20 protein-coding genes and 1 pseudogene are annotated in these 23937 nt (G+C 42.3%); 7 read left to right on the top strand and 14 right to left on the bottom strand.

The features are described 5' to 3' along the window. Nucleotides 1–82 precede the first annotated feature (82 nt). Nucleotides 83–565, top strand: a complete 483-nt coding sequence (locus MFLO_RS09635; protein WP_036097743.1) for a GNAT family N-acetyltransferase — start codon at nt 83–85, stop codon at nt 563–565. Between the two features lie 433 nt (nt 566–998). Here the strand turns inward: MFLO_RS09635 and MFLO_RS09630 are convergent, their stop codons facing one another. Continuing rightward, nucleotides 999–5465: a 2-hydroxyacyl-CoA dehydratase gene (locus tag MFLO_RS09630; protein WP_036097742.1), complete on the bottom strand. Its 4467-nt coding sequence runs from the start codon at nt 5463–5465 to the stop codon at nt 999–1001. Between the two features lie 289 nt (nt 5466–5754). Between MFLO_RS09630 and MFLO_RS09625 the strand changes: the two genes are divergently transcribed. From MFLO_RS09625 to MFLO_RS09615, 3 genes are all read left to right on the top strand, one after another. Next, on the top strand, nt 5755–8571 hold the full coding sequence (locus MFLO_RS09625; RefSeq protein ID WP_036097741.1) for a sigma-54-dependent transcriptional regulator: 2817 nt from the start codon (nt 5755–5757) through the stop codon (nt 8569–8571). Nucleotides 8572–8694: 123 nt separating this feature from the next. Further along, complete coding sequence (locus tag MFLO_RS09620) at nt 8695–9177, top strand: mannose/fructose/sorbose PTS transporter subunit IIB (protein ID WP_036097739.1); 483 nt, start codon at nt 8695–8697, stop codon at nt 9175–9177. A 101-nt stretch (nt 9178–9278) separates the two neighbouring features. Further along, the gene (locus tag MFLO_RS09615; RefSeq protein WP_036097753.1) at nt 9279–9743 is read left to right on the top strand and encodes a DUF986 family protein; all 465 of its coding nucleotides are present in this window, start codon (nt 9279–9281) and stop codon (nt 9741–9743) included. A gap of 97 nt (nt 9744–9840) precedes the next feature. Here MFLO_RS09615 and MFLO_RS09610 read toward each other — a convergent pair whose 3' ends face one another. From MFLO_RS09610 to MFLO_RS09600, 3 genes are all read right to left on the bottom strand, one after another. Next, nucleotides 9841–10224, bottom strand: coding sequence for a hypothetical protein (locus MFLO_RS09610; protein ID WP_036097738.1), 384 nt, complete (start codon nt 10222–10224; stop codon nt 9841–9843). Nucleotides 10225–10285: 61 nt separating this feature from the next. Further along, the gene (locus MFLO_RS09605) at nt 10286–11431 is read right to left on the bottom strand and encodes a serine hydrolase domain-containing protein (protein ID WP_162148154.1); all 1146 of its coding nucleotides are present in this window, start codon (nt 11429–11431) and stop codon (nt 10286–10288) included. 342 nt (nt 11432–11773) lie between these two features. Continuing rightward, a complete protein-coding gene (locus MFLO_RS09600) occupies nt 11774–12673 on the bottom strand; it encodes a diacylglycerol/lipid kinase family protein (RefSeq protein WP_036097751.1) in 900 nt (299 codons plus the stop codon). A gap of 146 nt (nt 12674–12819) precedes the next feature. On the opposite strand from MFLO_RS09600, the gene MFLO_RS09595 reads away from it, so the two are divergent. Beyond that, nucleotides 12820–13812 carry an oxidoreductase gene (locus MFLO_RS09595; RefSeq protein ID WP_036097737.1) on the top strand — a complete coding sequence of 331 codons (993 nt, stop codon included), beginning with the start codon at nt 12820–12822 and terminating at the stop codon, nt 13810–13812. 113 nt (nt 13813–13925) lie between these two features. Here MFLO_RS09595 and MFLO_RS09590 read toward each other — a convergent pair whose 3' ends face one another. Further along, the gene (locus tag MFLO_RS09590) at nt 13926–14108 is read right to left on the bottom strand and encodes a hypothetical protein (protein ID WP_036097736.1); all 183 of its coding nucleotides are present in this window, start codon (nt 14106–14108) and stop codon (nt 13926–13928) included. Between the two features lie 498 nt (nt 14109–14606). Between MFLO_RS09590 and MFLO_RS09585 the strand changes: the two genes are divergently transcribed. Next, nucleotides 14607–15476, top strand: a complete 870-nt coding sequence (locus tag MFLO_RS09585) for a helix-turn-helix domain-containing protein (RefSeq protein ID WP_036097735.1) — start codon at nt 14607–14609, stop codon at nt 15474–15476. Nucleotides 15477–15760: 284 nt separating this feature from the next. Further along, nucleotides 15761–16426, top strand: coding sequence for an MIP family channel protein (locus MFLO_RS09580; RefSeq protein ID WP_036097734.1), 666 nt, complete (start codon nt 15761–15763; stop codon nt 16424–16426). Between the two features lie 78 nt (nt 16427–16504). Here the strand turns inward: MFLO_RS09580 and MFLO_RS09575 are convergent, their stop codons facing one another. The 9 genes and pseudogenes from MFLO_RS09575 to MFLO_RS09540 all read right to left on the bottom strand — a co-directional run bounded on the left by MFLO_RS09575 (nt 16505) and on the right by MFLO_RS09540 (nt 23875). Then, nucleotides 16505–17155, bottom strand: coding sequence for a GntR family transcriptional regulator (locus MFLO_RS09575; protein WP_036097733.1), 651 nt, complete (start codon nt 17153–17155; stop codon nt 16505–16507). Continuing rightward, a complete protein-coding gene (locus MFLO_RS09570) occupies nt 17104–17766 on the bottom strand; it encodes a hypothetical protein (RefSeq protein WP_051993585.1) in 663 nt (220 codons plus the stop codon). Before MFLO_RS09570 ends, MFLO_RS09575 begins: the two co-directional genes overlap by 52 nt. Further along, nucleotides 17723–17956 carry a hypothetical protein gene (locus MFLO_RS16425; protein WP_051993584.1) on the bottom strand — a complete coding sequence of 78 codons (234 nt, stop codon included), beginning with the start codon at nt 17954–17956 and terminating at the stop codon, nt 17723–17725. Before MFLO_RS16425 ends, MFLO_RS09570 begins: the two co-directional genes overlap by 44 nt. A 287-nt stretch (nt 17957–18243) precedes the next feature. Then, the gene (locus MFLO_RS09565) at nt 18244–19125 is read right to left on the bottom strand and encodes a metallophosphoesterase (protein WP_036097732.1); all 882 of its coding nucleotides are present in this window, start codon (nt 19123–19125) and stop codon (nt 18244–18246) included. 69 nt (nt 19126–19194) lie between these two features. After that, nucleotides 19195–20470 (bottom strand): annotated as a pseudogene (gene hflX, locus MFLO_RS09560) (GTPase HflX). A gap of 317 nt (nt 20471–20787) precedes the next feature. After that, nucleotides 20788–21408 carry a flavin reductase family protein gene (locus MFLO_RS09555; protein ID WP_036097730.1) on the bottom strand — a complete coding sequence of 207 codons (621 nt, stop codon included), beginning with the start codon at nt 21406–21408 and terminating at the stop codon, nt 20788–20790. After that, nucleotides 21405–22019 (bottom strand): alpha/beta hydrolase, encoded by a 615-nt coding sequence (locus tag MFLO_RS09550; protein WP_036097729.1) that lies wholly within the window; start codon nt 22017–22019, stop codon nt 21405–21407. The genes MFLO_RS09555 and MFLO_RS09550 overlap by 4 nt, the downstream gene beginning before the upstream one ends. Before the next feature lie 6 nt (nt 22020–22025). Further along, on the bottom strand, nt 22026–22985 hold the full coding sequence (locus tag MFLO_RS09545) for a ring-cleaving dioxygenase (RefSeq protein ID WP_036097727.1): 960 nt from the start codon (nt 22983–22985) through the stop codon (nt 22026–22028). Next, nucleotides 22985–23875: a VOC family protein gene (locus MFLO_RS09540; RefSeq protein ID WP_036097726.1), complete on the bottom strand. Its 891-nt coding sequence runs from the start codon at nt 23873–23875 to the stop codon at nt 22985–22987. The genes MFLO_RS09545 and MFLO_RS09540 overlap by 1 nt, the downstream gene beginning before the upstream one ends. Between the last annotated feature and the right edge of the window lie 62 nt (nt 23876–23937).

Raw genomic sequence — 23937 nt, 5'->3', positions numbered from 1 at the left:
TTTATATATAATATAGATAAACTTCTATATAACGTCAATAGGAAATGGCTTTTGATACAATAAAGAAAGGGGAGGATAAAAAATGTTAACGATTAAATCGGTACGTGAAACGCCAGAACTGGCTGAAACAGCTATTTCTTATTTTCAAAAACAATGGGCGACCGAAGAAAGCAAAGCCGTTTATCGTGATAGTATTTTAAGCAGTTTGAATTCTGATGCGCCGCTTCCAGAGTGGTATTTACTAGTTGACGGCTCAGAAGTCCTTGGCTGTGCGGGTTTGATCACGAATGACTTCATCAGCCGGATGGACTTATGGCCGTGGCTTTGTGCGCTTTACATCGAAAAAGATGCACGCGGAAACGGTTATGGCGAACTTTTGATCGAGCGGGCGAAACGAGACGCGCGGGAGCGCGGTTATGCTCATCTTTACCTTTGCACAGATTTGGCGGGCTACTATGAAAAATATGCGTTTAGACTTATTGGAACTGGTTATCATCCGTGGGGTGAAGCTTCCCAATTTACTGTGCAGACCTTCAGGATGGGAACTTGGCAGACTGAATGCTAGGTATGTATTGATATTCGGCTCCATTTTTTCCAAAAAAACGAAAAAAATCCAAGCTAGCCGACACGCGACCAAGCTTGGATTTTTGAATGGCATCATTTTTTTCTTTTTAAACGCTAAAATACCGCTGGGAAAACCCATAAGCCGATATTGTAGGAAATTGCCAATCCCGTGGCTTCTTACGAAAGTGCCGATGTCCTTCTTGTGGCAATATTTATAAGCGTTGTAAAGGTTAAAATAATCGCTATGACTAGCGCCCATTTCCGTTGTATGATCTTGTTGTTGTTCATTATTTTCCCTTCTTTCTTGTTAGTTTTGTTTTCCACTCATTCTAGATATCAGAATACAAACTTATTACCGTGCAGTTGAGCACTTTAATCCTATTCTGTGTGACAAAAAAACACGGAACCCTAAGGTCCCGCGTTTTTCAGTTTTATTAATACTTCCCGCAATGGCAATCTTCCCCGCCGCTACAGCAAGAACCCGACTTCGCTTCCTGAGCCGCAAGCGTCGCCGTCCGCACCGCATCCGACAATGCTTCCGGTACATTTTCACGCGCCCGCTTCACTGTCTCACCGATTTTCTCGACCGGCGCACTTTCCCGAACTTTCCGCGCCTTATCGCGCAGCACCGCCCCAGGATTGAAACGCGTTTCTTCATCTGTAAAACCGGAGTTTGGCTGATCAGCCAGAAGTTGCTTCTTGCCGATTGAAAGCATGAGCTTAATTCGGTTTAGCTGATTCACAGAACTAGATCCGGCATCATAATCAATCGACATGATATTCGCGTGTGGATACATCTTCTTAAGTCCCTTGATCATGCCGCGTCCGGTAATATGATTCGGCAAACACGCAAACGGCTGCAAGCAGGCAATATTGGGCACGTCATGATCGAGCAGTTCAAACATTTCACCCGTTAAGAACCAGCCTTCACCCATCTTATTGCCAAGTGAAAGCAGCTGACTTGCCTTCTCAGCAATGACTTCAATACTTTCCGGTGCATCAAACCGTTCACTTGCCCGAAGTGCATCTGAAACCGGCTTGCGATACTGATTAATCAGCGGAATCGCAATACTTTGTTTCGCAAACGATTTTACTTTTGACCGTCCAAATGTATTCGCCGCAAAATGATCATCGTAACAGCAATAAAGAAGGAAATCTGTCAAATCAGGTACAACCGCTTCTCCGCCTTCCGCTTCAATCACATCCACAATATTATTATTTGCGCCAGGATGGAACTTCACGAGAATCTCACCAACGACGCCGACACGGGGCTTCACTTCATCCGTGATTGGAAGCGCGTCAAAAGCCGCAACCATTTCTTTAGCAAACCGTTTGTATTGGCTGAAAGAATAATCTTCCATGAGCCTGCGACCTTTGTCCAAATACTCGTTAAACAATTGGTTCGCACTTCCCGCCTCTACTTCATAAGGCCGCGTCCGGTAAAGCATCCGATCAAGCGCATCGCCAAGCGCAATCCCCGCCATGAAGCGCGTCAGTACTTTAGGTGTCATCTTAAAGCCCGGCTGTTTTTCAAGCCCATTTGCATTCAACGAAATTACCGGAATATCATCCATATCCGCTTCATGTAGCGCTTTTTTCAGCATTGAAATATAATTCGTTGCACGGCATCCGCCGCCCGTTTGCGTCATCAAGACCGCCGTTTTTTCAAGATTATAATCACCATGTTTCAACGCATCCATCATCTGCCCGATTGTAAGAATCGCCGGATAGCACGCATCATTGTTCACATAACGCAACCCTTCATCCACCGCACGTGGTGTTACAGCCGGAAGCACCTCCAAATTGTATCCGGAAACTCTGCCCGCTGCTTCAAGCAAGGCAAAATGAGTCGGCGCAAGCTGAGGCGCTAAAATCGTATAATCTTTCCGCATTTCCTTGGTAAACAGCGGACGTTCAGCCGGAGCAGCCATCGCAGTAGGCTTCACACCGCTCCGATCCCTTTCGTCAATTGCTGCCTTCAGCGACCGAATCCGTATCCGCGCCGCACCCAAGTTGTTAATTTCATCAATCTTAAGCAGCGTATAAACCTTATTATGTCCTTCAATAATTTCTTGACACATATCTGATGTAATGGCATCAAGTCCGCATCCAAATGAAGTCAACTGGACAAATTCCAAGTTTTCCTGCTTCGCAGCAAAACTTGCAGCACGATAAAGTCGCGCATGATATTTCCACTGATTCTCAACGCGCAATTTATGCTCAATATCACCGAGATGCGAAATTGAATCTTCTGTAAGTACCGCCATACCGTTCATTGTGATCAGTTCAGGAATCCCGTGATTCACTTCTGGATCAATGTGATACGGGTGCCCCGCAAGGACAATTCCCTTCACTTTGTTCTTCGCCATATAGTGTAGCGCCGCTTCGCCTTCTTGCTGAATATCACGGCGGCAGTTTTCTGCTTCCGCTAGGCCGCTCTTAACAGCCCGCTCCATCTCATCGGCTGGGATATCTGGAAATGTTTGCTTCATCGTTTCGATAAAGGATTTTTCATTATCAAGCGCCACGAATGGGCTAAACATCGGAATATTTTTTTCTTCAAGCGCATCGACATTGACGCGAATAACTTCTGGATAGCCGGCTACAACCGGGCAATTGAAGTTGTTGGTTGCTTCGCCAAATTCTGGTTTCTCGTAAACGACCGACGGATAAAAAACAGCGTCTACTTTTTTCTTCACAAGATCCATTATGTGGCCGTGTGTCAGCTTCGCTGGATAGCAGACAGCTTCCGAAGCAATCGTTTCAATCCCCTTTTCATAGAGGTTTTTCGACGACTTCGACGAAAGCACAACTCGGTAGCCGAGTTCATGGAAAATCGTAAACCACAATGGATAGTTTTCATAAACGTTCAGCGCACGTGGAATCCCAATGGTTCCTCGAACGGCTTCGGATTTTTTATGCGCTTTGTAGTCAAATGTCCGCTTCAACTTGTAGGCATATAAATTCGGCAGCAGATTCTTGGCGGTTTCGACACGCTCGCCGCGCTCACAGCGATTTCCACTAACAAATGTCCTGTCATCACCAAACCGCGTAATCGTAAGCTGGCACGTGTTACTGCAAAGGTTACAGCGTGACTGTGAGGTTTCGGCACTGAACTCACGCAGTTTTTCGAGGACAAGCATCTCCGTTACTTCGCCTGTTTCATAATGTTCACGTGCAATCAACGCCGCCCCGTAAGCTCCCATCATACCGGCAATATCTGGACGAACAACTTCGCGCCCTGTAAGCAGTTCAAACGCCCGAAGAACGGCTTCGTTATAAAAAGTTCCGCCCTGGACGATGACTTTTTCGCCGATATCTTTCGGACTGCGAAGTTTAATGACTTTCTGCAGTGCATTTTTCACAACGGAATAGGCAAGACCGGCCGAAAGGTCCTCCAGCTCCACGCCTTCTTTTTGAACTTGTTTCACTTTGGAGTTCATGAAAACGGTGCAGCGCGAACCAAGGTCAACCGGCGCTTCTGCATGAAGCGCCCGCTCAGCAAATTCTTCGATTGGAAGTTTAAGTGTTTTCGCAAAGGTTTCAAGAAACGATCCGCAACCCGCGGAACACGCTTCGTTCAGCATCAAGCTGTCCAGTGCGCTATTTTTGATTTTCATGCATTTCATGTCTTGTCCGCCGATATCAAGAATGAAATCAACATCCGGCAAAAATTCACGGGCTGCACGGTAATGCGCCACTGTTTCAATTTCACCAACATCAATTTTCAAAGCAGCTTTAATTAACGATTCGCCGTATCCGGTAATCCCTGACTGCGCGATTCGCACTTTTTCCGGCAAAATTTCATAAAGTTTACTCGTTTCATCAATGACCGATTGAAGCGGGCTGCCGTTGTTGCTGCCGTAGTACGTATATAAAATTTCGTTATTTTGTCCCATCAAAATTAACTTCGTAGTAGTTGATCCTGCATCTATTCCGAGATACGCATCCCCACTGTAACTCGAAAGATCGCCGCGCGGTGCCTTCATTTGATTATGTCTTGCTCGGAATTCAATCAGCTGTTCCTCAGAAGTAAACAGCGCTGGAAGCGTCACTGTATCTTTCTTCACCGATGTCAAATCCATATTGGATAATTTTCCGATAAGAGTGTCGATACAAAGCGGCTCTTCCTTCATTCCAGAAAAGGCGGTTCCAAGAGCGATGAAGTATTCCGCATTTAGCGGTGCAATAATATCTTCTTCTTTCATTTTAAGCGTTTCAGTAAAGCGGAAACGCAGCTGATCTAGGAACGTAAGCGGTCCACCGAGAAAGGCCACTTTTCCGCGAATCGGACGTCCGCATGCAAGTCCGCTGATCGTTTGTGTAACGACACTTTGAAGAATCGACGCAGCAATGTCTTCTTTGCGCGCCCCTTCATTTAATAGCGGCTGCACATCTGTCTTAGCAAAAACCCCGCAACGTGATGCGATCGGATAAATCGTCGTTGCAGACTTGGCTAGCTCATTCAGCCCTGTCGGATCTGTTTGGAGTAGCGTTGCGATTTGGTCGATAAACGCTCCCGTTCCTCCCGCACAAGCATTGTTCATTCGCTGTTCAATACCGCCCGAAAAGTAAATAATTTTTGCATCTTCTCCGCCAAGCTCAATCACAACATCTGTTTCTGGAATGACTTGTTCCACCGCTTCTGTACAAGCAATCACTTCTTGCACAAAAGATACACCCAAAAATTTTGAAATTGCTAATCCCGAAGAACCAGTAATTTGGAATGTAATCTCATCTTCTTGGCATTTTTCTTTTAAATCCTGCATGATTTCAAGTGTTACTTTCTTAATGTCTGAATAGTGGCGTCGATATGTTTGAAATAGAATTTCGCCATTTTCATTTAAAGCAACTGCTTTCGCTGTCGTTGATCCTACGTCGAGTCCCGCATGAATCGCCATCTTCTTCATCCTTTCTGATTCACCTTGTCCTTGCTCAGGTTTGAACTTTTTTGTATAGCATTTCACAAATCTTTTTTCAAAAATGAGTGATTACTCACTCAAAAGACATAAGTAACTTGGATTTAAATATATAGTACTATTCTTACATTTATTGAACTATTTGTAAAGCAAAAATGAGATTTCCATTGACTTTTCCTGCATCAGTGCTAAAATGAATACAGAAATTTTATAGTGTATCAATGATTTTCAATACACTATTTTACAAATATTCCCAAGAGGTGATGTGTGAATGAAACGAATTGATAAAATTTTCCACTATATCAAAGAGAATTCCTCTCCTGAAACGCTAAACGACTTCATCATGGAAGGAAAAGGATTCACAGCCTCAGAAATTGCCGAAGAACTAGACATTTTGCGTAACAATGTCAGCATGGAATTAAATGAACTCAATCGCCGCGGAATGATCGTTAAAATTAGCAGCCGCCCTGTTCTTTATTATGATCGCGATTGTCTGGAAAAAGCGATTGAACGTCCACTATCAGAAGACGAACTGTGCTTCACTTCAACTGATACACTGCTTGAAATTTTCCCTGCGAAAACCAATCAAAAAAGTCCGTTCGAAGATTTAATTGGGGCTTCCGAAAGTCTTAAAACACCTGTAGAACAAGCGAAAGCCGCGATGCTTTATCCGCCGAACGGACTTCACACCTTGATTCTCGGTCAAACCGGCGTCGGAAAAACTTTGTTCGCCAACCTGATGTACCGTTTCTCGCGCTATACCGACCGCCTAAAAGAAGATGCACCGTTTATCGTATTCAACTGCGCCGATTATTACAACAATCCGCAACTATTGATGTCACACATTTTCGGTCACTTACGCGGTGCTTTTACAGGAGCCGATACGGAAAAAGAGGGACTCGTTGAAAAAGCAGACGGCGGCATATTGTTCCTCGATGAAATTCATCGTTTGCCACCTGAAGGTCAAGAAATGATTTTTTATCTGATGGATTCAGGAACCTATAATAAACTGGGAGAATCGGAGCGCAAGCGCAAATCGAACGTGCTCATTGTCGGTGCAACCACCGAAGACCCGGAGTCTTCCCTGCTTAAAACTTTTGTACGCCGCATTCCAATCACTATTTCGTTGCCGTCGCTTGAAGAAAGGACAGCACGTGAACGCGTTGAATTATTAACTCATCTGCTGTCGAATGAAGCTCACCGAGTGAACAAACCGATTCGGATTGAGGACGAAGCAGCGAAAGCTTTAATTGGCAACACCGCATCCGGTAATATCGGTCAGTTGAAATCGAATATCCAGCTTGTCTGCGCACAAGGCTTTCTAAACAGTTTCAATCAAAATGATGAAATTGTGATTGACTTTAAAACGCTTCCAATCAACATTAAAGATGGTTTCTTCCATTTCAGTGGGCGGCGCAAGGAACTCCAAGAAATTTCCGAGTACCTTGACCCGTATACAACTATTTTTCCGGAACAAAGCCGTAGCTTTATCACGAGTGATGAATATGAACCCAATTTCAATCTTTATAAAATTATCGAAGATAAAGCGTCCATTTTGATGGATCAAGGCGTCGAAAACGAGGATATTAAGAAGTTTATTACGATGGATATTGATGTCCATCTCAATAGTTTCTATAATAAATTCAAGAACACCATCCAAACACGAGAAAACATTCTTAAAATCGTGAACGAAGACATCTTAAGTTTCGCCGAAGAAATCCAAGGCCGAGTGGAGCGGCACCTTGGCAAGAAATTAAACGAGCGTTTTGTCCTAGCCTTCTCGCTCCATTTGACGTCATTTATTAAACGCGTGGAAAGCAACAAACCGCTGAAATATACCAATATCGAAAATGTCGTCAAAGATAAGCCGGAAGCCTATGAAATTTCCTGTGAAATTAAGGACGAAATTGAAGCTGTATTCCACATTCGTGTACCAAACATGGAAGTCATGTATTTAACCCTTTTGATCAGTTCACTGCTTAAGGAACAAGAAAATGCCCGCGTCGCCGTCCTCGTGGCTGCACATGGCAATAATACGGCAACCAGCATGGCAAATGTTGCAAAAAAACTGCTTGGCGAAGGCCTTGTGGAAGGCGTCGATATGCCGCTTGACGAAAGTCCGAAAATCACGCTTGATAAACTGACCGAGCGGACGAAAGAACTCGATACCGGGCGTGGCGTTTTGCTACTCGTTGATATGGGTTCGCTAACCGGGTTCGCACAAGTCATCACCGAAAGAACTGGCATTGAAGTGCGCTCAATTGATATGGTTTCAACCGCAACGGTAATTGAAGCTGTGCGCAAATCGAATATTCTCGATATGAATTTAGCGGGCATCTATGATTCGCTGAAAGATTTCCGTGGTTACGGCGGCTATGCTTCGGATAGCGAACTGCTTGAAAGCAGCGCCAAACCACATGCGATCGTCACCATTTGTGCAACCGGTGAAGGAACCGCTGAGAAGCTTCAGATTTTCATCGAAAATATTCTTGAAACACTCACAACCGATCCAATTCGTGTGATTCCGATCGGAGTTCACGATGTGCGTACCAAGATGCAGAATTTAATGGATGACTATGATATTTTGATGGCGGTAGGGATTGAGAATCCAAATTTATCCATTCCGTTTATTCCGCTTGAACGGCTCTTTGGAAGCGACGGGGAAGAACAGCTTGTTAGCCTCGTTCAAAGCCGCAATATTTATGTGAAGAAAAGCGAAACTGGCCGAATCGCAAAAGAAGTCGTTGAAGACAGCTTAAATGAATTTTTGACCTATCTAAATCCGAAAAAAGCCCTAGACATCATCAATACCTTTTCAAGTGTGCTGGAAGAAAACATCGGTCATATTTTTGACAATGCCTATAAAATTAACCTAATGATTCATGTCGGTTGTGCCCTTGAACGCATGGTTGTAAATGATGGCTTGATTTACCGCGATGACCGTTCAAAACTTGATCCAGATTTACTTGAGATGCTGCATAAAGCAAATGACGCCGTCAAAAAACGGCTTAGCCTTTCTTTAACAGAAGATGAACTTTTCTATATTCATGATATTTTGCAAACCATCCCCATGGCGAAACAACCCTGAAAATTTTCAGGGTTGTTTTTAGTAGGAATAACAAATTCATGGTATGCTTATAGTATCTGACGCAGAGGGAATTTGGAACTCACTGCGGTTTTACCCGAAAAAATGACAAGGGAGAATTTTATTATGGATATTCGTCTCGCTCGGATAGATGATCGCTTGATTCATGGTCAGGTGGCAACGGTTTGGACCAAGGAAACGAAAGCGGAAAGGATTATCGTCGTAAGCGATGCAGTTGCGAAGGACGACTTGCGTAAAACTTTACTTATACAAGCTGCGCCACCTGGTGTTCGCGTCAATGTTGTCGATGTCGCAAAAGCCATTCGTGTTTATCAAAATCCACTTTACATGACGACGCGTGTTATGCTGCTGTTTACAAACCCGATGGATGTGCTAACGCTCGTTGAAGCCGGCGTCGCCATTCGCACAGTGAACATCGGCGGAATGGCGTTTCGCGTCGGGAAACGCCAAATCACAAATGCTGTTTCGGTAGATGAACAAGATGAAGCTGCTTTTTTCGAACTCGATAAGCGCGGTATTGAACTCGAAATTCGCAAAGTCGCTTCTGATAGCAAAGTGAAACTGATGCCGCTTCTTCAAACAAAATAATTTTTACTAATTGTATTTCTTTCATCAAAATCTTTGAATATGCTACAATGTAAACGTGCCGCTTCGTTCGGCAAATTGCGATAGAATGCGAGTGAATGGTAATGGAATGGAATGGTACCAATATTTTTCTTTTAATATTTACAATTGGCGTACTGCTTTTTACAATTTATGACGGCCTTGTGCTTTCATTTTGGAAAGGAGCGACGAAGTTAAAAGTTCCAGTGCGTACGCGCGGTCGCTTTGACGGCTATATCTTCGTCGGGATGCTTGCCTTGCTCCTTTTCCTTAATATTTCACGAAACGGCCCAGTGCTTACAACCATTTTGCTCGGGATACTGGTGTTATTTTTCGTTTACATTGCATTTTTCCGCCGGCCGAGTGCAGTGTTTAAAGAAACCGGCTTATTTTACAATCTCGTTTTCGTTCCTTACAGCAGAATTGAGCGAATCAACCTTTCCGAAGACGGCATTCTCGTAATCGAAACAGGACGTCAGCGCCTGATGATTTTTCCAAAGGACAAAGTCGATTTGGATAAAATGTTACAAGTGCTTGCGAAATATAAGTGAAACAAAGTTTGGACGCTTTATCACGTATCTTTTTGGTGAACAAAAAAAAGAACCAGCAGCTGAAACTCGTGGCACTGCCACATTCAGCTGCTGGTTTTTATATACCAACACTTGTTAACTCTATTTTTGGAACAAATAAATCAATGAATTTGCCGTGTAGTTGCTCAATTTGTTCATCAAACACGGAATCAAAGCAGATAATGCTTTCTTCAAGTCGAAGAACCGCAAAACCGTCTTCCTCATAATCCTCTAGTTTTCCGACAATATGAACTAAATCTTCTTCTGATTCGAGCAAACAATGTTTTTCATCGCTTTCAAATAAATCTTCAAACGTAATTTTGTTCGGAATCGTAACTTCCACTGTATACTTTCGCCCGGGATCCGGATCTTCGTCATCGGCCCAAGTCGCAATACACTCGCCAAAATCGCTCGTGAAAACAATTTGAGAGTCCTGAATCTTGTTTTGAACCTTTATCTCCAATTATCGTTTCCTCCTGTATTTCAAGTTCGAAACTATTATAACACGGTTCAACTATTCTAAGCTAATTTTTATTCATGATGTCAAGAATATCCTTCGTATACTGGTAATGCGACTTCGCTTTCGTCCGAGCATTGGACAAAAGAATGATTGTTTTTTTATGATCTTTTGTAAAAGCATTGCTCGCTTCATAGCCGCCAAGCACTCCCCTTGAAATATAATAGCTGTTCAAATCGTAAAAGCCGACCCCGTATTTCCCCGGCCCCTTCCGAAACATCCGTTTTAAACTTGTTTCCGAAACGAGCTTCCCGGAGAGCAGTGCTTCATCAAACTTCATCAAATCCTTCGCGGTCATATACATATCCCCTGCACCAAATAGCTGTGAAAAATCCTGCTTCAGCGGCACAGATACCATCCCGTTTTTCGTCCGCAAATAACTATTGGTTTTCGTTCGATTCGCGTCAAAAGTCGGATAAAAACCTGCTCCCGTCATACCGGCTGGAATAAAGATATTTCGTTCCATATAATCATACAGCGGCATTCCAGAAATCATCTGAACCAAATAGCCGATGACCGTATAATTATCATCCGCATAATTCCACTTGCCCGGTGCCGATTTTATCCCTGCTTCCTTCATCATCCAAAGAATGCCTTCCGGTGTAATTGGCTTTTTCCCTTCACGACGGGGCTTAAGCCCCGTCGTGTGCCCAAGGAAATTATTAATTGTAATCTTCTTACCATTTGGGAATCCAGAAATATACTTATCAATCGGATCATTCAAGCGAATCAAACCTCGATCTACCAGTTGCAAAAGTGCCGTTCCGACAATCGCTTTTTGCGCAGAAGCAATATAAAAGCTACTTGTTAAATCATTCACTCGACCTGTTTCAAAATCCGCATCCCCGTAGCTTTTTTCAAGCACAAAATCCCCTTGATCTTCAATATAAACCGAACCGACAAACCCTGTTTTTCGTAAATACTCATCAATCGCTTTATCCGTAAACTGATTCGCCTTCACTTGCCGAATCAACTCAGGACCATTAGCTAAATTATCCGCTTCTTTTTGAAACACTAACCGATTATAATATTTCCAAGCAACTAACGAAACACCCGCAAAACCGATTACGAGCACAACAAACCACAAAAAATAAGCACGCCGCCGTTTTCTTTTATTTTTCCATTGATTTCTTTCCGATCGAGTTGCTGCCACAAATTTCTCTCCTTCAAAATCAGCCGAGCACCCCGCAAAAAAAGGAAGATAGCCGCCATTAGACAACTTTCTCCCCCATTTTTCAGCTTTTCATTTTTACTTTAAAAAAATATTCCACAAGCCTAAATCGTCTCTTTGCTTACCCTTACAAATAGATTCGACTTTCGTTGTAAAATTCAGAAGCCGCATCTTAAGTTTGGCGTTTTGAAAGCCAATGCTGCTTGTGCTCTTAACCTAGCTTCAAAGCCGTTTCCCAATCCAGCTTCGCCTCGTTATGTTCATTTTATTTTACCAGATTTCTCAAAAAGAATCACGTATTATTTCAATTTAAAAAACCCATTTTTAGTTTTTTTTCTTATGCGGAACAAATAAGTTCAAATGACTAGGAAACACATCAATATTTACAGGCATTGTCGGTCCCTTATCCCCATCTACGTTGACAGAAATATCTTCACCGGACACATCAATTTCAAGGTGTTGCGTTTTATAATACAACACACCATCACTGTTTTTTAATGTCCCGCGCACAAGCTGCGGCAACATATTAGCCGCATCAAATAATCCTAGCTTTGTCAGTACGAAAACGTGAAGTAAACCATCATCAATTTCAGCTTCCGGCGCCCAGTTTTCCATTCCTCCAACCGAATTGGTAAGACCAGCCACAACCAGTGCAGCTTCCCCTTCAAACTTGCCTTCATCATAAACAAGCTTGAAATCCAGAAGTTCATGTCGATTAAAGGCTTTGAGTCCCTCGACAAAATACGCTACCGGACCGAATTTCGTTTTCTTTTCAACACTGACCTGATCGACCGCCTGAGCAATCATTCCGACAGCGAGTACATTCATAAAATACTGATCCCCGATTTTTCCAACATCCATCGGTTTTAAAACAGCCGTTTCAAGCATATCAATCGCCTTTTTCGGCTTAAGCGGTATCCCAGTTGAACGCGCCAAATCATTCACCGTTCCAAGCGGAATAAAGCCGAAAGCAGGGCGCGTTTCATGCCTTGCAAGTCCATTGATAACTTCATTCAATGTTCCATCGCCGCCCATCGCAATGACCGCATCAAAGCCCTCCAACGCTGCATCAGAAGCAAATTCGGTCGCGTCACCGCCTTTTTCTGTATGTTTTTCTTCCACTCGATCAAAACGCTTCAAAAGTGTCTTTTTCGCCTTAGCTGCATAACCTTCTGCTTTTTCTTTTCCAGAAGACGGATTAATGATCAAAAGTGCCTTCGTCATAAAATTCCCTTCCTTCTCGCACAATTCGTTTTCATTATACATGGAAATATCGCTGAATACCAACTCAGAACCAGCTCCTACTTGAAAATTTTCTATGAAAGCGCTACATTGGAAGTAAGTGATACTAAAAGGAGGATTTTACATTTATGACTACATTTCGTGCTTTATTCGTTGATCAAAAAACACCTGCACAAACCGAATTAACTATTCGCGAGTTGCATCTCGATGACCTGCCAAACGGCGAAGTAACCATCCGTGTCCATTATTCAAGCATAAACTATAAAGATGGTCTTGCAAGCCTTCCGAATGGAAACATCGTTAAAAATTATCCATTTATTCCTGGAATTGATGCAGCCGGAATAGTAACAGCCTCGGAAAATCCTAAATTTAAAGAAGGCGATCCTGTTATTGTGACCAGCTATGAACTTGGTGTCAGTCATTTTGGCGGATACAGCGAATATATTCGAGTTCCAAGTGATTGGGTTGTTCCACTTCCTGCTGGTTTGACGTTGCGTGAAGCTATGCTTTATGGTACAGCCGGATTTACTGCTGGCATGAGCGTTCTTGCTTTGCAAGATCATGGTGCCGATCCGAAAGATGGAGCTATTGCCGTTAGCGGAGCAACCGGCGGCGTAGGTAGTATCGCAACAGCTATTTTAGCCAAACTTGGTTTCTCCGTTATTGCATCAAGCGGAAAAGAAGGGCGCGAAGATTTTCTCAAGCAACTTGGGGCAGCAGAAATTGTAGATCGCGAAGATTTTCAGCCTGAAAAAATTCGAGCGCTTGACCGCGAACGATTTGCCCATGCAATCGATTGCGTCGGCGGAAAACCGCTCAGTTACTTGCTAAGCACAACCAAATACGGCGGAAGCGTTACTACATGTGGCATGTCGGCAGGCGGACAACTTGAGACAAGCGTTTTTCCTTTCATCCTTCGTGGTGTCAACTTGCTTGGCATTGATTCTGTCTATTGTCCATATCCACACCGCCAAGAAGTCTGGCATCATCTTGCAACAGATCTCAAACTAGATTCACTCGATGCGATTACAACTGAAATACCGCTTGATGACCTTCCTGAAGCATTAAATAAAGTGATGAACGGCGGAATCCTTGGGCGTTACATTGTTCGGCTGATTTAGCATAAGGTTGCTTCTATTATTTTCGTCAAAGAAAAACCGATTTCCAGTTCATCATTCAGAATAGAACTGAAAATCGGTTTTCCTTTAGTATTCTAACCTTTCCGTAAACACTATCACGGTTTTGTCATTTCATCTCGGTCGCAAGAATCGCATAACCTCCGATTGAAACTTTCGTCAATTTCCTGACATAATCGCTTCATCTTCAGCCTCAAGGCTTGAATCTCATCATCCATGCCCTGTTCAGCATTCTTACTACTATTCATTCGAGCAATCGCTCTTTTTATCTTTGAAATCATTTTAACCTCCTTCTATGCTATAACTCTCGCTGTAATTTGTGGTCAAAACAACCTGAATATAAATCTATTATAGAACTTTTGCCTTCTACACTCATAAAAGAGGTCAAATCTGAACTTTTTACTGAAACAAGAATAAGGGGTTATCCAGAGAGGTTGAATTTTAGTGTGCTCCAATTTTCTCATCTGAGAAGTCATTTCAGCTGACTAAGATGTGCTATTTGTGCGCAATCATATACTTAGATTTTAGAGAAACAGTCTCTATAAAAATCGTACCTTGCAAATAGTGATCATCAGCTGATTTTCATGAAGCTGTGGTTTTTTGCATCAAGCTTAGCCTATCCACCAGTTTGACAACAACGATACCGTTTTAATGGCACTGACAATAAATAACATAAAATAACCGCCCCTCATTTATTATTTTCTTGTTATACTAATAATAATAAGATTACTAAGACTATAGCTAAAATAGGTCAAATCTGACCCTTTGGAGGAACAAATATGAAAACAATTGGTGAAACAATTAAAGAAATTAGAATAGGCAAAAATTTAACCCGCGAAGATTTAGCCTCGGATACTGTTTCCCTGTCAACCATTAAACGAATTGAAAATGATGCAATCAATACAAGCTTTATTAATTTGCAGTCAATCCTTCACACCCTTAACATTGATTTTGAAGAGTTTAATTTTATTCGAAATAACTACAACTTAATGGATAATGAACAATTAACTTACGATTTTAGAAAACTCACTTCCGTCAGTGTAGATTCCAAGGAAATCGAAAAACTTGTTCCTAGATATGAACGCTACTTAGAAAATCACGATGACCTTGAGATCGCCAATCGCTTAGCTTTCTTGAAAGCCTTGATTGTATTAAATCAAACAAATGATTTGGAAAAAGCAGCTTCTTATGTCAGCCATATCTGGGATAATCTCGAACAATTAGACAATTGGTACTGGGCAGATATTCAAATCTTGTCCAATATCTTTTTTACATTCCCGATTGATACTGCCCAGTTTATTGTCGAACTTCTGCTTGATAAGCTAGATAATTATAAGACCTTTAAAAATGCAGATCGACTATACATTGCACTTAGGATTAATTATTTACAAGTCCTGATGCTCAATCATCAATTTGAAAAGGCCTATGCCTCGATTGATGCGACCATTGAGCTTGCAAAAGAAAAAAAATTCTTTTTACAATGGGCTAATGCAATTGGAAAAAAAGGAATTTTACTGCACCGCTTGGAAATGCCCGGTGGAGAGGAATACATCGCAAAAGCGAAACGAATTTGGGAAACACTTGATGAACCAAAATATATCGAAGATCTCGACCATGATATTGAGCTGTTTTTATCGAAGTCGCAATAAAATGACTAAAATACAAATATTGGAAATTCGATTGAGCTAGATACTTTTATTTTCATTTACATGAACGACAGCCTTAGCTATGCTAAGGCTGTCGTGTTTGACATTAATTCGCAAATTAAACTAGACCATTGCAACGTTAAACTCTGCCATTCTTTTAACAAAAAAAATATCTACTCAAATTCACCGCTTCACAAAAAAAACGACATAACTTATCCATATCTTTTTTTGGTAAAATATGTTATTTTTTAAGATGTTGATTTATTTTTGAAGGAGGTGAAATAGAGATGAAAAAGGCGATTGCAGAATTTATTGGGACTTTCGTTTTAGTATTATTTGGCACAGGGACAGCCGTCCTCGGCGGAGGTATCGAAGGTATCGGCACACCAGGAATTGCATTAGCATTCGGTTTATCAATCGTTGCGATGGCCTACAGTATTGGGACTATTTCCGGCTGTCACATTAACCCAGCCGTTTCAATAGCAATGTTTATCAATAAACGTTTATCCGTAAAAGATTTAGCGATTTACATAGTAGCTCAAATTCTAGGTGCCATTGTCGCAACGTTAACATTGCGTACTTTCCTTCTTTCTGCCGACTTGACGACTAAAAACCTTGGACAAAACGGTTTTGGAAGTTTAAGTGTTTCAGGCGCATTCTTAGTAGAAGTCATTCTTACTTTCGTTTTTGTATTAGTGATTTTGATCGTTACCGGAAAGAAAGGGAACGCATCGTTTGCCGGTTTAGTAATTGGTTTAACACTAGTTTTAATTCACTTGCTTGGCATTCCGCTAACTGGTACTTCCGTTAACCCAGCTAGAAGTATCGGTCCCGCACTATTTGCTGGCGGAGAAGCACTTTCGCAGTTGTGGCTCTTCATTATTGCTCCAATTGTTGGAGGAATCATTGCCGCGATTGTAAGCAGATTCGCGTTTGACAGTGAAGAAAATTAAACTGCAAAAAACACGCTTTCTATTCGTAGAAAGCGTGTTTTTTTAAAGCTTATTTCTCAATATAATTAAAAGTTTGTTTTAGCGATAAGCAAGTAAAATCTGCCGTTCCGTAATCTTATCAACCGCAGCAAGAGCCCCTAAATAATTTTCTCTGCGAATCGCCTCAAGAAGCTTCGTAAAATTATCTACCATAACTGGCCCTGAACTTTCGATGATCGTCAATACTTCGAGGTTGCCGAATTGATCAATCTTTTTAAAAAAATCCTCTGTAATTTCTGTATAGCAGTTATTTTTTAGATAGAAAATAAATTCTAGCACAATAGATTTCCCATAATTTAAATAGGCTTTTTCCTGCCCCGCCTCAATCCGCCAAGACAGTTCCGAGCGCATTTCATCAAACTTTTTATAATTTAGCGGTAGCCGTTTTGCTTCAATTCGCCGAATGGCATGTTTCATAAAAAGCCCGAGCATATCAAGCATCTCGATATAACGTTCCTTACCAAGACTGCTGTCATTAACAACAGCGCCACGATATTCCGTATTTTGCACAAACCCGTCTGCCGCAAGCATCGAAATGGCTTTTCTGACCGGAGTTCGGCTGATATCCATTTCCTTTGAGATTTTCGCTTCGATTAAGCGCTCTCCCGGCTGATAAAAACCCGAGTGAATCCGCTCTTTCAATTCTCTGTAGCACATCGTTTCCATCGTTTCTCTTCGTTTGTTTTCCATCTCAAAGCTCCTTCTTTCTTTAATAAGTCACATGCTTCAGTTACAAAAAGGATTTTGAAGAAATAATTTCTTGCAAAAACGGTGTTTCTTCTGCTTTTTTTTTCGACCATCCGAAATGGATGATAGTCCGTATTCGTGTTAACCCGCAAAACTGTCTCAATATAAATAATAGAACGAATCAAGTTTGCTGCTTCTCGGTCAGTTTTCCTGAAAAAATGCCGCAAAACAAGCTCAACTCCGTGCCCAACATAAAACAGCACTATCGCCGTGACCAAGATAAACAGCATCGCAAGAAACCTGCTCCATCCGTCCTCAACTTGAATAAGAAAGCTACCACTATAAATAGCGAGAAATGCCGCGACAAAAACTTTAAAAATCATACTGGTAAAACCGCCGCCGTGCCTAGCTCCGGCAAGCTTATTTTCAGATTGAATAAATTGAATCAGCTCTTCCAGTTCCGAATGTGTCGCAAACCCATTCTTTTTCAAATAGGCATATAAAAGGTAATTCTTCATTTTAGCAAATTCTTTAAAATCGCGCAATTGATACGCCAGCTTAATATGACGTTTAGCGCGCAAATAAATCAGAATATAGAAAAAAAAGAACGCCAAAAAGTACCGCCGCACCAAGTATCAGCCAACTGATCCCAGAGTCAACATACACAAAACTTATCGCAGTTCCAAGAATCAGCAAAATGACAAGCAGAATGTAGCTAATCCAAGATCCCTTCATAAAACTATAGATCAAATTCCAATTTCCCAGTTTCTGGTGATAAAACCGCATTAATTTTGCTAATCCCATACCGCCACTCTTTTCTAAAATCGATTATATCCAGTGTACCACGGAACTGACTGCGAGAAAAGAAAACAAATAAAAAGTACTTTCAACGAGTCGTTTTCACCCGTCGAAAGTACTTTGAAAATCAATTATGCTGAACCGAAAAAACCTTTTCATTTTTCACATTAAGCCAAGCTTTACTGTCCGCTGTTCTAGTTTACATTGAAGCCTTATAACCATATTCGCAAATGAATGATCCATTACCGATCAATCTCTCCCAATATCGCTATGATTCATTTTTCAAACCTTTTTCATTCTTGTAAACCATCTGCCCGGAGCGTCACTTCTACGATTTCAGGATTATTTAAAACACGAGGTACTAAAATAGACGAGTTTCCAAGTCCGCGGCTGATAATCATTTTTTTGCTTCCAGCTTGATGAAGCCCTGCTGTGAGCTTTGGCATCAAACCTTGCCCTGGCGAAAACAATCCTTCCGTAAAAGGTAGCCTCACTTGCCCCCCGTGAGCATGTCCCGAAAGCACTAAATCAGGCCGTTTTTCCTGATAAAGCGGCCAAAATTCCGGACGATGCGCCAATAGAATCGTAAAAACATCTGCTGGGATACCGTCTGCGGCTTGATTGATCGCCTCACTCAATACCGGTTCCAGTTCCTCACGCGAATAACGGAACGTGATACTCGCCGGACGAGGAAGCATAAAAGCCGGGTCCTCAACACCAGCAAGCGCAATCCGAGCTTGATCTTTTTCCAAAAAGATGGTTTCATTTCGCAAAATTGTCACCCCAGCTGCTTCGAGACTTTGAAACAGTTCCGGATAGAAAGCACTACCCCATTCATGATTACCGCTCACATAATAAATCGGCGCGGTCCGAAGAAGCTTGCGCACAAGTGCTAGCGCCACATGATGCGGCTCATCTCCGTGAATTAAATCCCCTGTGATAAAAATCCCAGCCGGGTTAATGTTTTCTACAGCTTCGATCAACTTGTAATTTGATTCGCCAAACACGGCGCTATGAAGATCAGAAAGCTGCACATAACGTTCACCATCAAATCCACGTGGAATCTTCTCCGAATAGATTTCGTAAGACGTCACCCCAAGTTTTTTCGTCGAATAATAAGCATATCCAATTCCGCTAGCCACAACTCCTGTTGCACCAAGTAAAAACTTTTTCATTTATTTTCCTCGCTTTAAAAAAATCAATTTACGTCCTATTCTAGCACTTTTCCTTGAAAAAAACTCGGCTCAGCCTTGCTCTTCCTCTGAAACTTCCATCCGAAACTGCTTAAACCGTGAAGCATCCGCTGGGCTTAATTCCACTTCGATTTTCGTTCCCTCCTCTAGATATTCGAGAGACAACACATGCGCATGATCGTTTAAATAAGCAATCGCGTGCCCATCCGCAAACGGAATCAACAGCGTTTCCTTGCGGTAACCCGTGAAAATTTTTGCTTTGATCACATCTGCCAGCTTCATAAGACTCAGCTCATCCCGTGCCGAATAAATCAGCGTATCGCCGGCAAATTCTGGATAACCTGCTCCTTCAATCAAATCCGCTTTGTTATAAGCAAAAAGCATCGGAACATCTTCCACACCAACCTCTTTAAGCGTTTTTTCCGTCATTTCAATCATCGTTTTATAATTCGGATCAGAATAATCGACCACATGAATTAAAAGATCCGCATCCTGCGCTTCTTCAAGCGTTGAACGAAAAGCTTTTACAAGATGCGTCGGAAGTTTACTGACAAACCCAACCGTATCCGTTAACAAAAACTGCTTGTGATCCGGTAGAACAATTTCACGCACACTCGTTTCAAGCGTTGCAAACAACATATCTTTTTCAAAAACCTGTTTATGGCTAGACTTACTAAAATTTGCAACTAATCCGTTCATTGTTGTTGACTTGCCAGCATTCGTATAGCCAACGAGCGAAACCACAGGAATTTGATTCTTTTTGCGTCTTCTGCGCCGCGTTTCACGCTCGGCCACAATCGTATCCAGTTCTTTCGTAAGCTTGCGAATTTTATCCTTAATAATTCTTCGATCCGTTTCAAGTTTTTTTTTCACCCGATCCACGGTTACGAAGCCCTGAGCCGCCACCTTGCTGATCTAACGATTCCCCTTCTCCAATCATTCGCGGCAGTTCATATTGCAGCATCGCAATTTGCACTTGGAGCTGCGCTTCACGCGTTTTCGCCCGATCCGCAAAAATTGATAAAATCAGCGCCGTCCGGTCAATCACCATTCGTTCAGTCGCTTCCTCCAAATTCCGAATTTGCGAAGCCGTTAGTTCATCATTTATCACAAACGCTTCTGCATCCTGCATTTCCGCAAGCTGCTTTAATTCCTCGACTTTTCCTTTTCCAACATATGTGGCTTTATGAGCTGTCTCAAGATTTTGTCTCACTTCATCGACCACATCATAATTGTTCGCCTTCGCTAAATTAAAAAGCTCAATCATCGAGTAGTCAAAATCCTTATCTGACCCGCTTACCCCAACTAAAATAACTTTTCTTTCCATAAAAAATGACCTCCTGAAAAAGATTTTTTCAGTGCGGTCAGGACTTCGCTTCAGTTCTCTTTAAAAAAAGGCACAAAAAAGAAGAGTCGAAATCGTCTCTCCCTAGCAAAAACTATCAAAATAGGGTCACAAAGAATGTGATAGACTGGTCCCGTCAGCCGCGCGCAAATAAGCACAGCTCTCCGCACTATTTAATTAGTGGCTAATACCGTTCACGGAACGAAGTCTAATAGAAAACATAATTTGCAAACCCTCCTCACATTTTAGATACCGTCATTTTAACACGCTAGCCCATAAAAAACAAGACGCCCTAAAGATTATTTAGGACGTCTAATCGTATACTTTTCACCAATCCTCGCATAATCATTCCCAGCCAGACGTGAAACAGGATTCAAAAATTCCGTTAAAACATATTCCGCTTCTGGATCAAAAACCTCTTCCGAAAAATCATAATGCAACACTCGTAAAAGCAGTAAATCCGCCGTTACACTACCCGAATCATTCTTAATTTCAATATGCTCCGTCAACTTCGTATGAAACTTAATCTTGGCTTCGCTGATCCCCGGCACCATAAAACCTTCAAGCGGTGCGTCAAGATGCAGTTTCGTCCTGTCAAGCTCACTTTCCTCTCTCTTTAAACGAGCAGCCGTTTCATTCATATCTTCGACAAAGTCTTCACTGACAATTTGAATCACCAGCTCGCCGCGATCGAGTGCATGACGTGCCGTATCCTTCAATTCGCCATCCGCGCGCTGAATTGCAACCGAAATCATCGGCGGATCACTTGAAACGACATTAAAAAAGCTGAATGGCGCTGCATTAACCGTTTCGCCGTCTTTAGAAAGCGTCGTAATAAAGGCGATGGGGCGCGGCACAACCGCGCCGCTTAAAAACTTATAATTTTGTTTTGGAGAAAGTTCAGCCGCATCAAATCTCATGCCTTTTTCCCGCCTAAACTTTCATACCAGTCCCGTGCCCCTTCAATTTCCGGCATCGTAAGCTGATGCCCCGACACCGTCCAAACCGTTTCAACATTAGCACCGCGTCGTTCAAGTTCCGCTACAAGCGCTTCCGAATCAGCCTTCGTGACAATCGGATCGTTTACCCCTGCCGTTAAGAAAATCTGACGATGCTTGATTTCAAAATCAGCCGGATCATTCCCTGCAGGCATCGCGTGGAATAAAATACCGTGATGGAATCCATGTTCCGCTTGTAGCAACACATTGGCGGCAATATTAGCACCATTCGAATAACCAATCGCGATTAAATCCTCAAAGTCCAGCCCATATTTTTCCGTAAGCTGTTTTGTCTCCATAATTAAACGTTCCGTTTGTTCCGCTAAATCGACAAGATCAAAGCGGCCATCTGGGTAGCGTTTGAAAAATCGATTTGCGCCATTTTCCGAAACCTCGCCGCGTAAAGAAAGAATCGGCGCTCCTTTCGCCACAAACTGTGCAATATCAACAAGCGAATGCTCATCTCCACCTGTTCCGTGCAGCAAAAGTAATGGTTTTTTATTGGTATCCCCGGGAATAAAAATGTGTTTCACCTTGCCTCAGCTCCTTTTCGTGTCAAGTGGGCGAACCATCGCTTCAATTTGTTCACGTTTTGCTTCAAGGAATGGCGGCAAACTTAATTTTTCGCCAAGCGTTTCATACGGTTCATCGCCCATAAATCCTGGACCATCCGTTGCAAACTCAAACAAAATCTGGCGGCTGACCGGTACATAAAGCGATTCAAAATAATAGCGATCAACAAAACCGCTGTTTGGTGCTTCAAAAGCTTTCATTCGTTCAATCCATTTCAAAAGTTCCTCATGATCTTCGACGCGGAAAGCCACGTGATGCACACCACCGAAACCTTGCATCGCATGTGGGAGATCCGTTCTCTCTTCGACCATCAGCGACGCTCCGTTTCCACCTTCGCCAACCTCATAAAGATGCAAACCATTTTCTTCTTTAACAAAACGAAAACCAAGTAAGGCTTTCAGAACCGCGTCCATATTTTCCAAATTTGTGACTGTCAAATACACTGGACCAAGTCCATAAATTGCATACTCTAGCGGAATTGGGCCTTTCTTCCAAGGAACCCCCGGTTTTACCCCTTCATTATTTTGATCCGAAACTAGCTGCATTTTTTGATCATCAAAATCTTCAAACGTCAACATTTTCCGTCCAAAAGCCGTTTCAATATCGCCATGTGGCACATTCATATCCGTAAAACGTTTGAGCCAGTATTCCAGTGCCGCATCACTTGGCACGCGGAACGAAGTCCGTGAAATACTGTCTGTTCCGTGACGACCTTTCGGCAAATTGGGAAAATCAAAGAAAGTCATGTCTGTTCCAGCATTTCCGGCGTCATCTGCAAAAAACAAATGATATGTTTGAATATCATCTTGATTGACCGTTTTCTTCACAAGCCGCATTCCAAGTACCTCATTGAAAAATGCATAATTCTTTTCGGCACTGCTCGTCATCGCTGTTACGTGGTGAATACCTTTTAAATCTTTTAACATTATAAATTCCCTCCAAAATAAGCTTCAATTTCAGCCCGTTTATTTTCTAAAAATGGCGGTAAACTAAACGTTTCGCCTAAATCTTCAATTTGTTCATCAAGCGTAAATCCCGGTTCCATGCTGGCAAATTCAACCCGAAGTCCCGCAGGATCACGCAAATAAAGACTCTTAAAATAACCACGATCCACAAACTCTTCTATTTCCAGCCCGAGTTTTTGCGCTAATTCAAACAATAAATCCACATCTTCCTTCGTTTTGAGGCTATACGCAATATGATCAATCGTTCCGCGCCCAAAACGCGTTTTTTTAGTTAGAAAACTGGGATAGACTTGGGTATAACTACCCGCCCCATCATTTCCAAGCAGCCCGTCTTTCCCTTGAAAACCGAGCTCCCTTAACCACTTTTCTGTCTCTAAAGGAGTATTCACACAAAAGTTTGCCATCAAAATCTGGATAATCTGCTTAGGAGCCGGAATCTCACTGTGGCGCGTCGCTTTCCCCGGATCAATCACTTCATCCACCTCTAAAAGCCGAAACTCCATCCCATCTGGGTCAGCAAACAAAAGTCCATCCTGATCAAACTCGGCAGCTACTTCAAAACGATCGAAACGCTCTTTCCAAAAAGATAAACTTGATTTCGGAACCGCCAGCGTAATTCTGCCAAAATAAGCAGCACCATTATACGTGTGGCCAATCCGAGGAATTTCAAAATACGTTAAAATCGTACCGGGAGTCCCTTCATAATCGCCGTAAAACAAATGACGCATATGCAGATTTTCCTGATTAACCGTATTTTTTACGAGCCGGTAACCGAGAATATCGTGATAAAAATGATGTGACGTTTTAAAATCCTTAATAAAAGCCGAAACGTGATGAATTCCCTGTATCATGTGATCCCTCCTTTAGCTGATGTCTACAGTTTATAACTAAACTGTAAAAATGTAAAGTACTT

It is taken from the genome of Listeria floridensis FSL S10-1187 (genome assembly GCF_000525875.1).
GTDB classification, from domain to species: Bacteria; Bacillota; Bacilli; order Lactobacillales; family Listeriaceae; genus Listeria; species Listeria floridensis.
The sequence above is the reverse complement of the archived record's forward strand: the minus strand, read 5'-3'. Positions and strand labels throughout refer to the sequence as shown.

Coding starts and splice junctions, on each gene's coding strand:
- MFLO_RS09575 (WP_036097733.1), bottom strand. CDS start 17,155: ATGGAAAACAAACGAAGAGAAACGATGGAAACGATGTGCTACAGAGAA.
- MFLO_RS09635 (WP_036097743.1), top strand. CDS start 83: ATGTTAACGATTAAATCGGTACGTGAAACGCCAGAACTGGCTGAAACA.
- MFLO_RS09580 (WP_036097734.1), top strand. CDS start 15,761: ATGAAAAAGGCGATTGCAGAATTTATTGGGACTTTCGTTTTAGTATTA.
- MFLO_RS09590 (WP_036097736.1), bottom strand. CDS start 14,108: ATGATTTCAAAGATAAAAAGAGCGATTGCTCGAATGAATAGTAGTAAG.
- MFLO_RS09595 (WP_036097737.1), top strand. CDS start 12,820: ATGACTACATTTCGTGCTTTATTCGTTGATCAAAAAACACCTGCACAA.
- MFLO_RS09555 (WP_036097730.1), bottom strand. CDS start 21,408: ATGAGATTTGATGCGGCTGAACTTTCTCCAAAACAAAATTATAAGTTT.
- MFLO_RS09565 (WP_036097732.1), bottom strand. CDS start 19,125: ATGAAAAAGTTTTTACTTGGTGCAACAGGAGTTGTGGCTAGCGGAATT.
- MFLO_RS09620 (WP_036097739.1), top strand. CDS start 8,695: ATGGATATTCGTCTCGCTCGGATAGATGATCGCTTGATTCATGGTCAG.
- MFLO_RS09545 (WP_036097727.1), bottom strand. CDS start 22,985: ATGTTAAAAGATTTAAAAGGTATTCACCACGTAACAGCGATGACGAGC.
- MFLO_RS09630 (WP_036097742.1), bottom strand. CDS start 5,465: ATGGCGATTCATGCGGGACTCGACGTAGGATCAACGACAGCGAAAGCA.
- MFLO_RS09600 (WP_036097751.1), bottom strand. CDS start 12,673: ATGACGAAGGCACTTTTGATCATTAATCCGTCTTCTGGAAAAGAAAAA.
- MFLO_RS09615 (WP_036097753.1), top strand. CDS start 9,279: ATGGAATGGAATGGTACCAATATTTTTCTTTTAATATTTACAATTGGC.
- MFLO_RS09540 (WP_036097726.1), bottom strand. CDS start 23,875: ATGATACAGGGAATTCATCACGTTTCGGCTTTTATTAAGGATTTTAAA.
- MFLO_RS16425 (WP_051993584.1), bottom strand. CDS start 17,956: ATGGGATTAGCAAAATTAATGCGGTTTTATCACCAGAAACTGGGAAAT.
- MFLO_RS09585 (WP_036097735.1), top strand. CDS start 14,607: ATGAAAACAATTGGTGAAACAATTAAAGAAATTAGAATAGGCAAAAAT.
- MFLO_RS09625 (WP_036097741.1), top strand. CDS start 5,755: ATGAAACGAATTGATAAAATTTTCCACTATATCAAAGAGAATTCCTCT.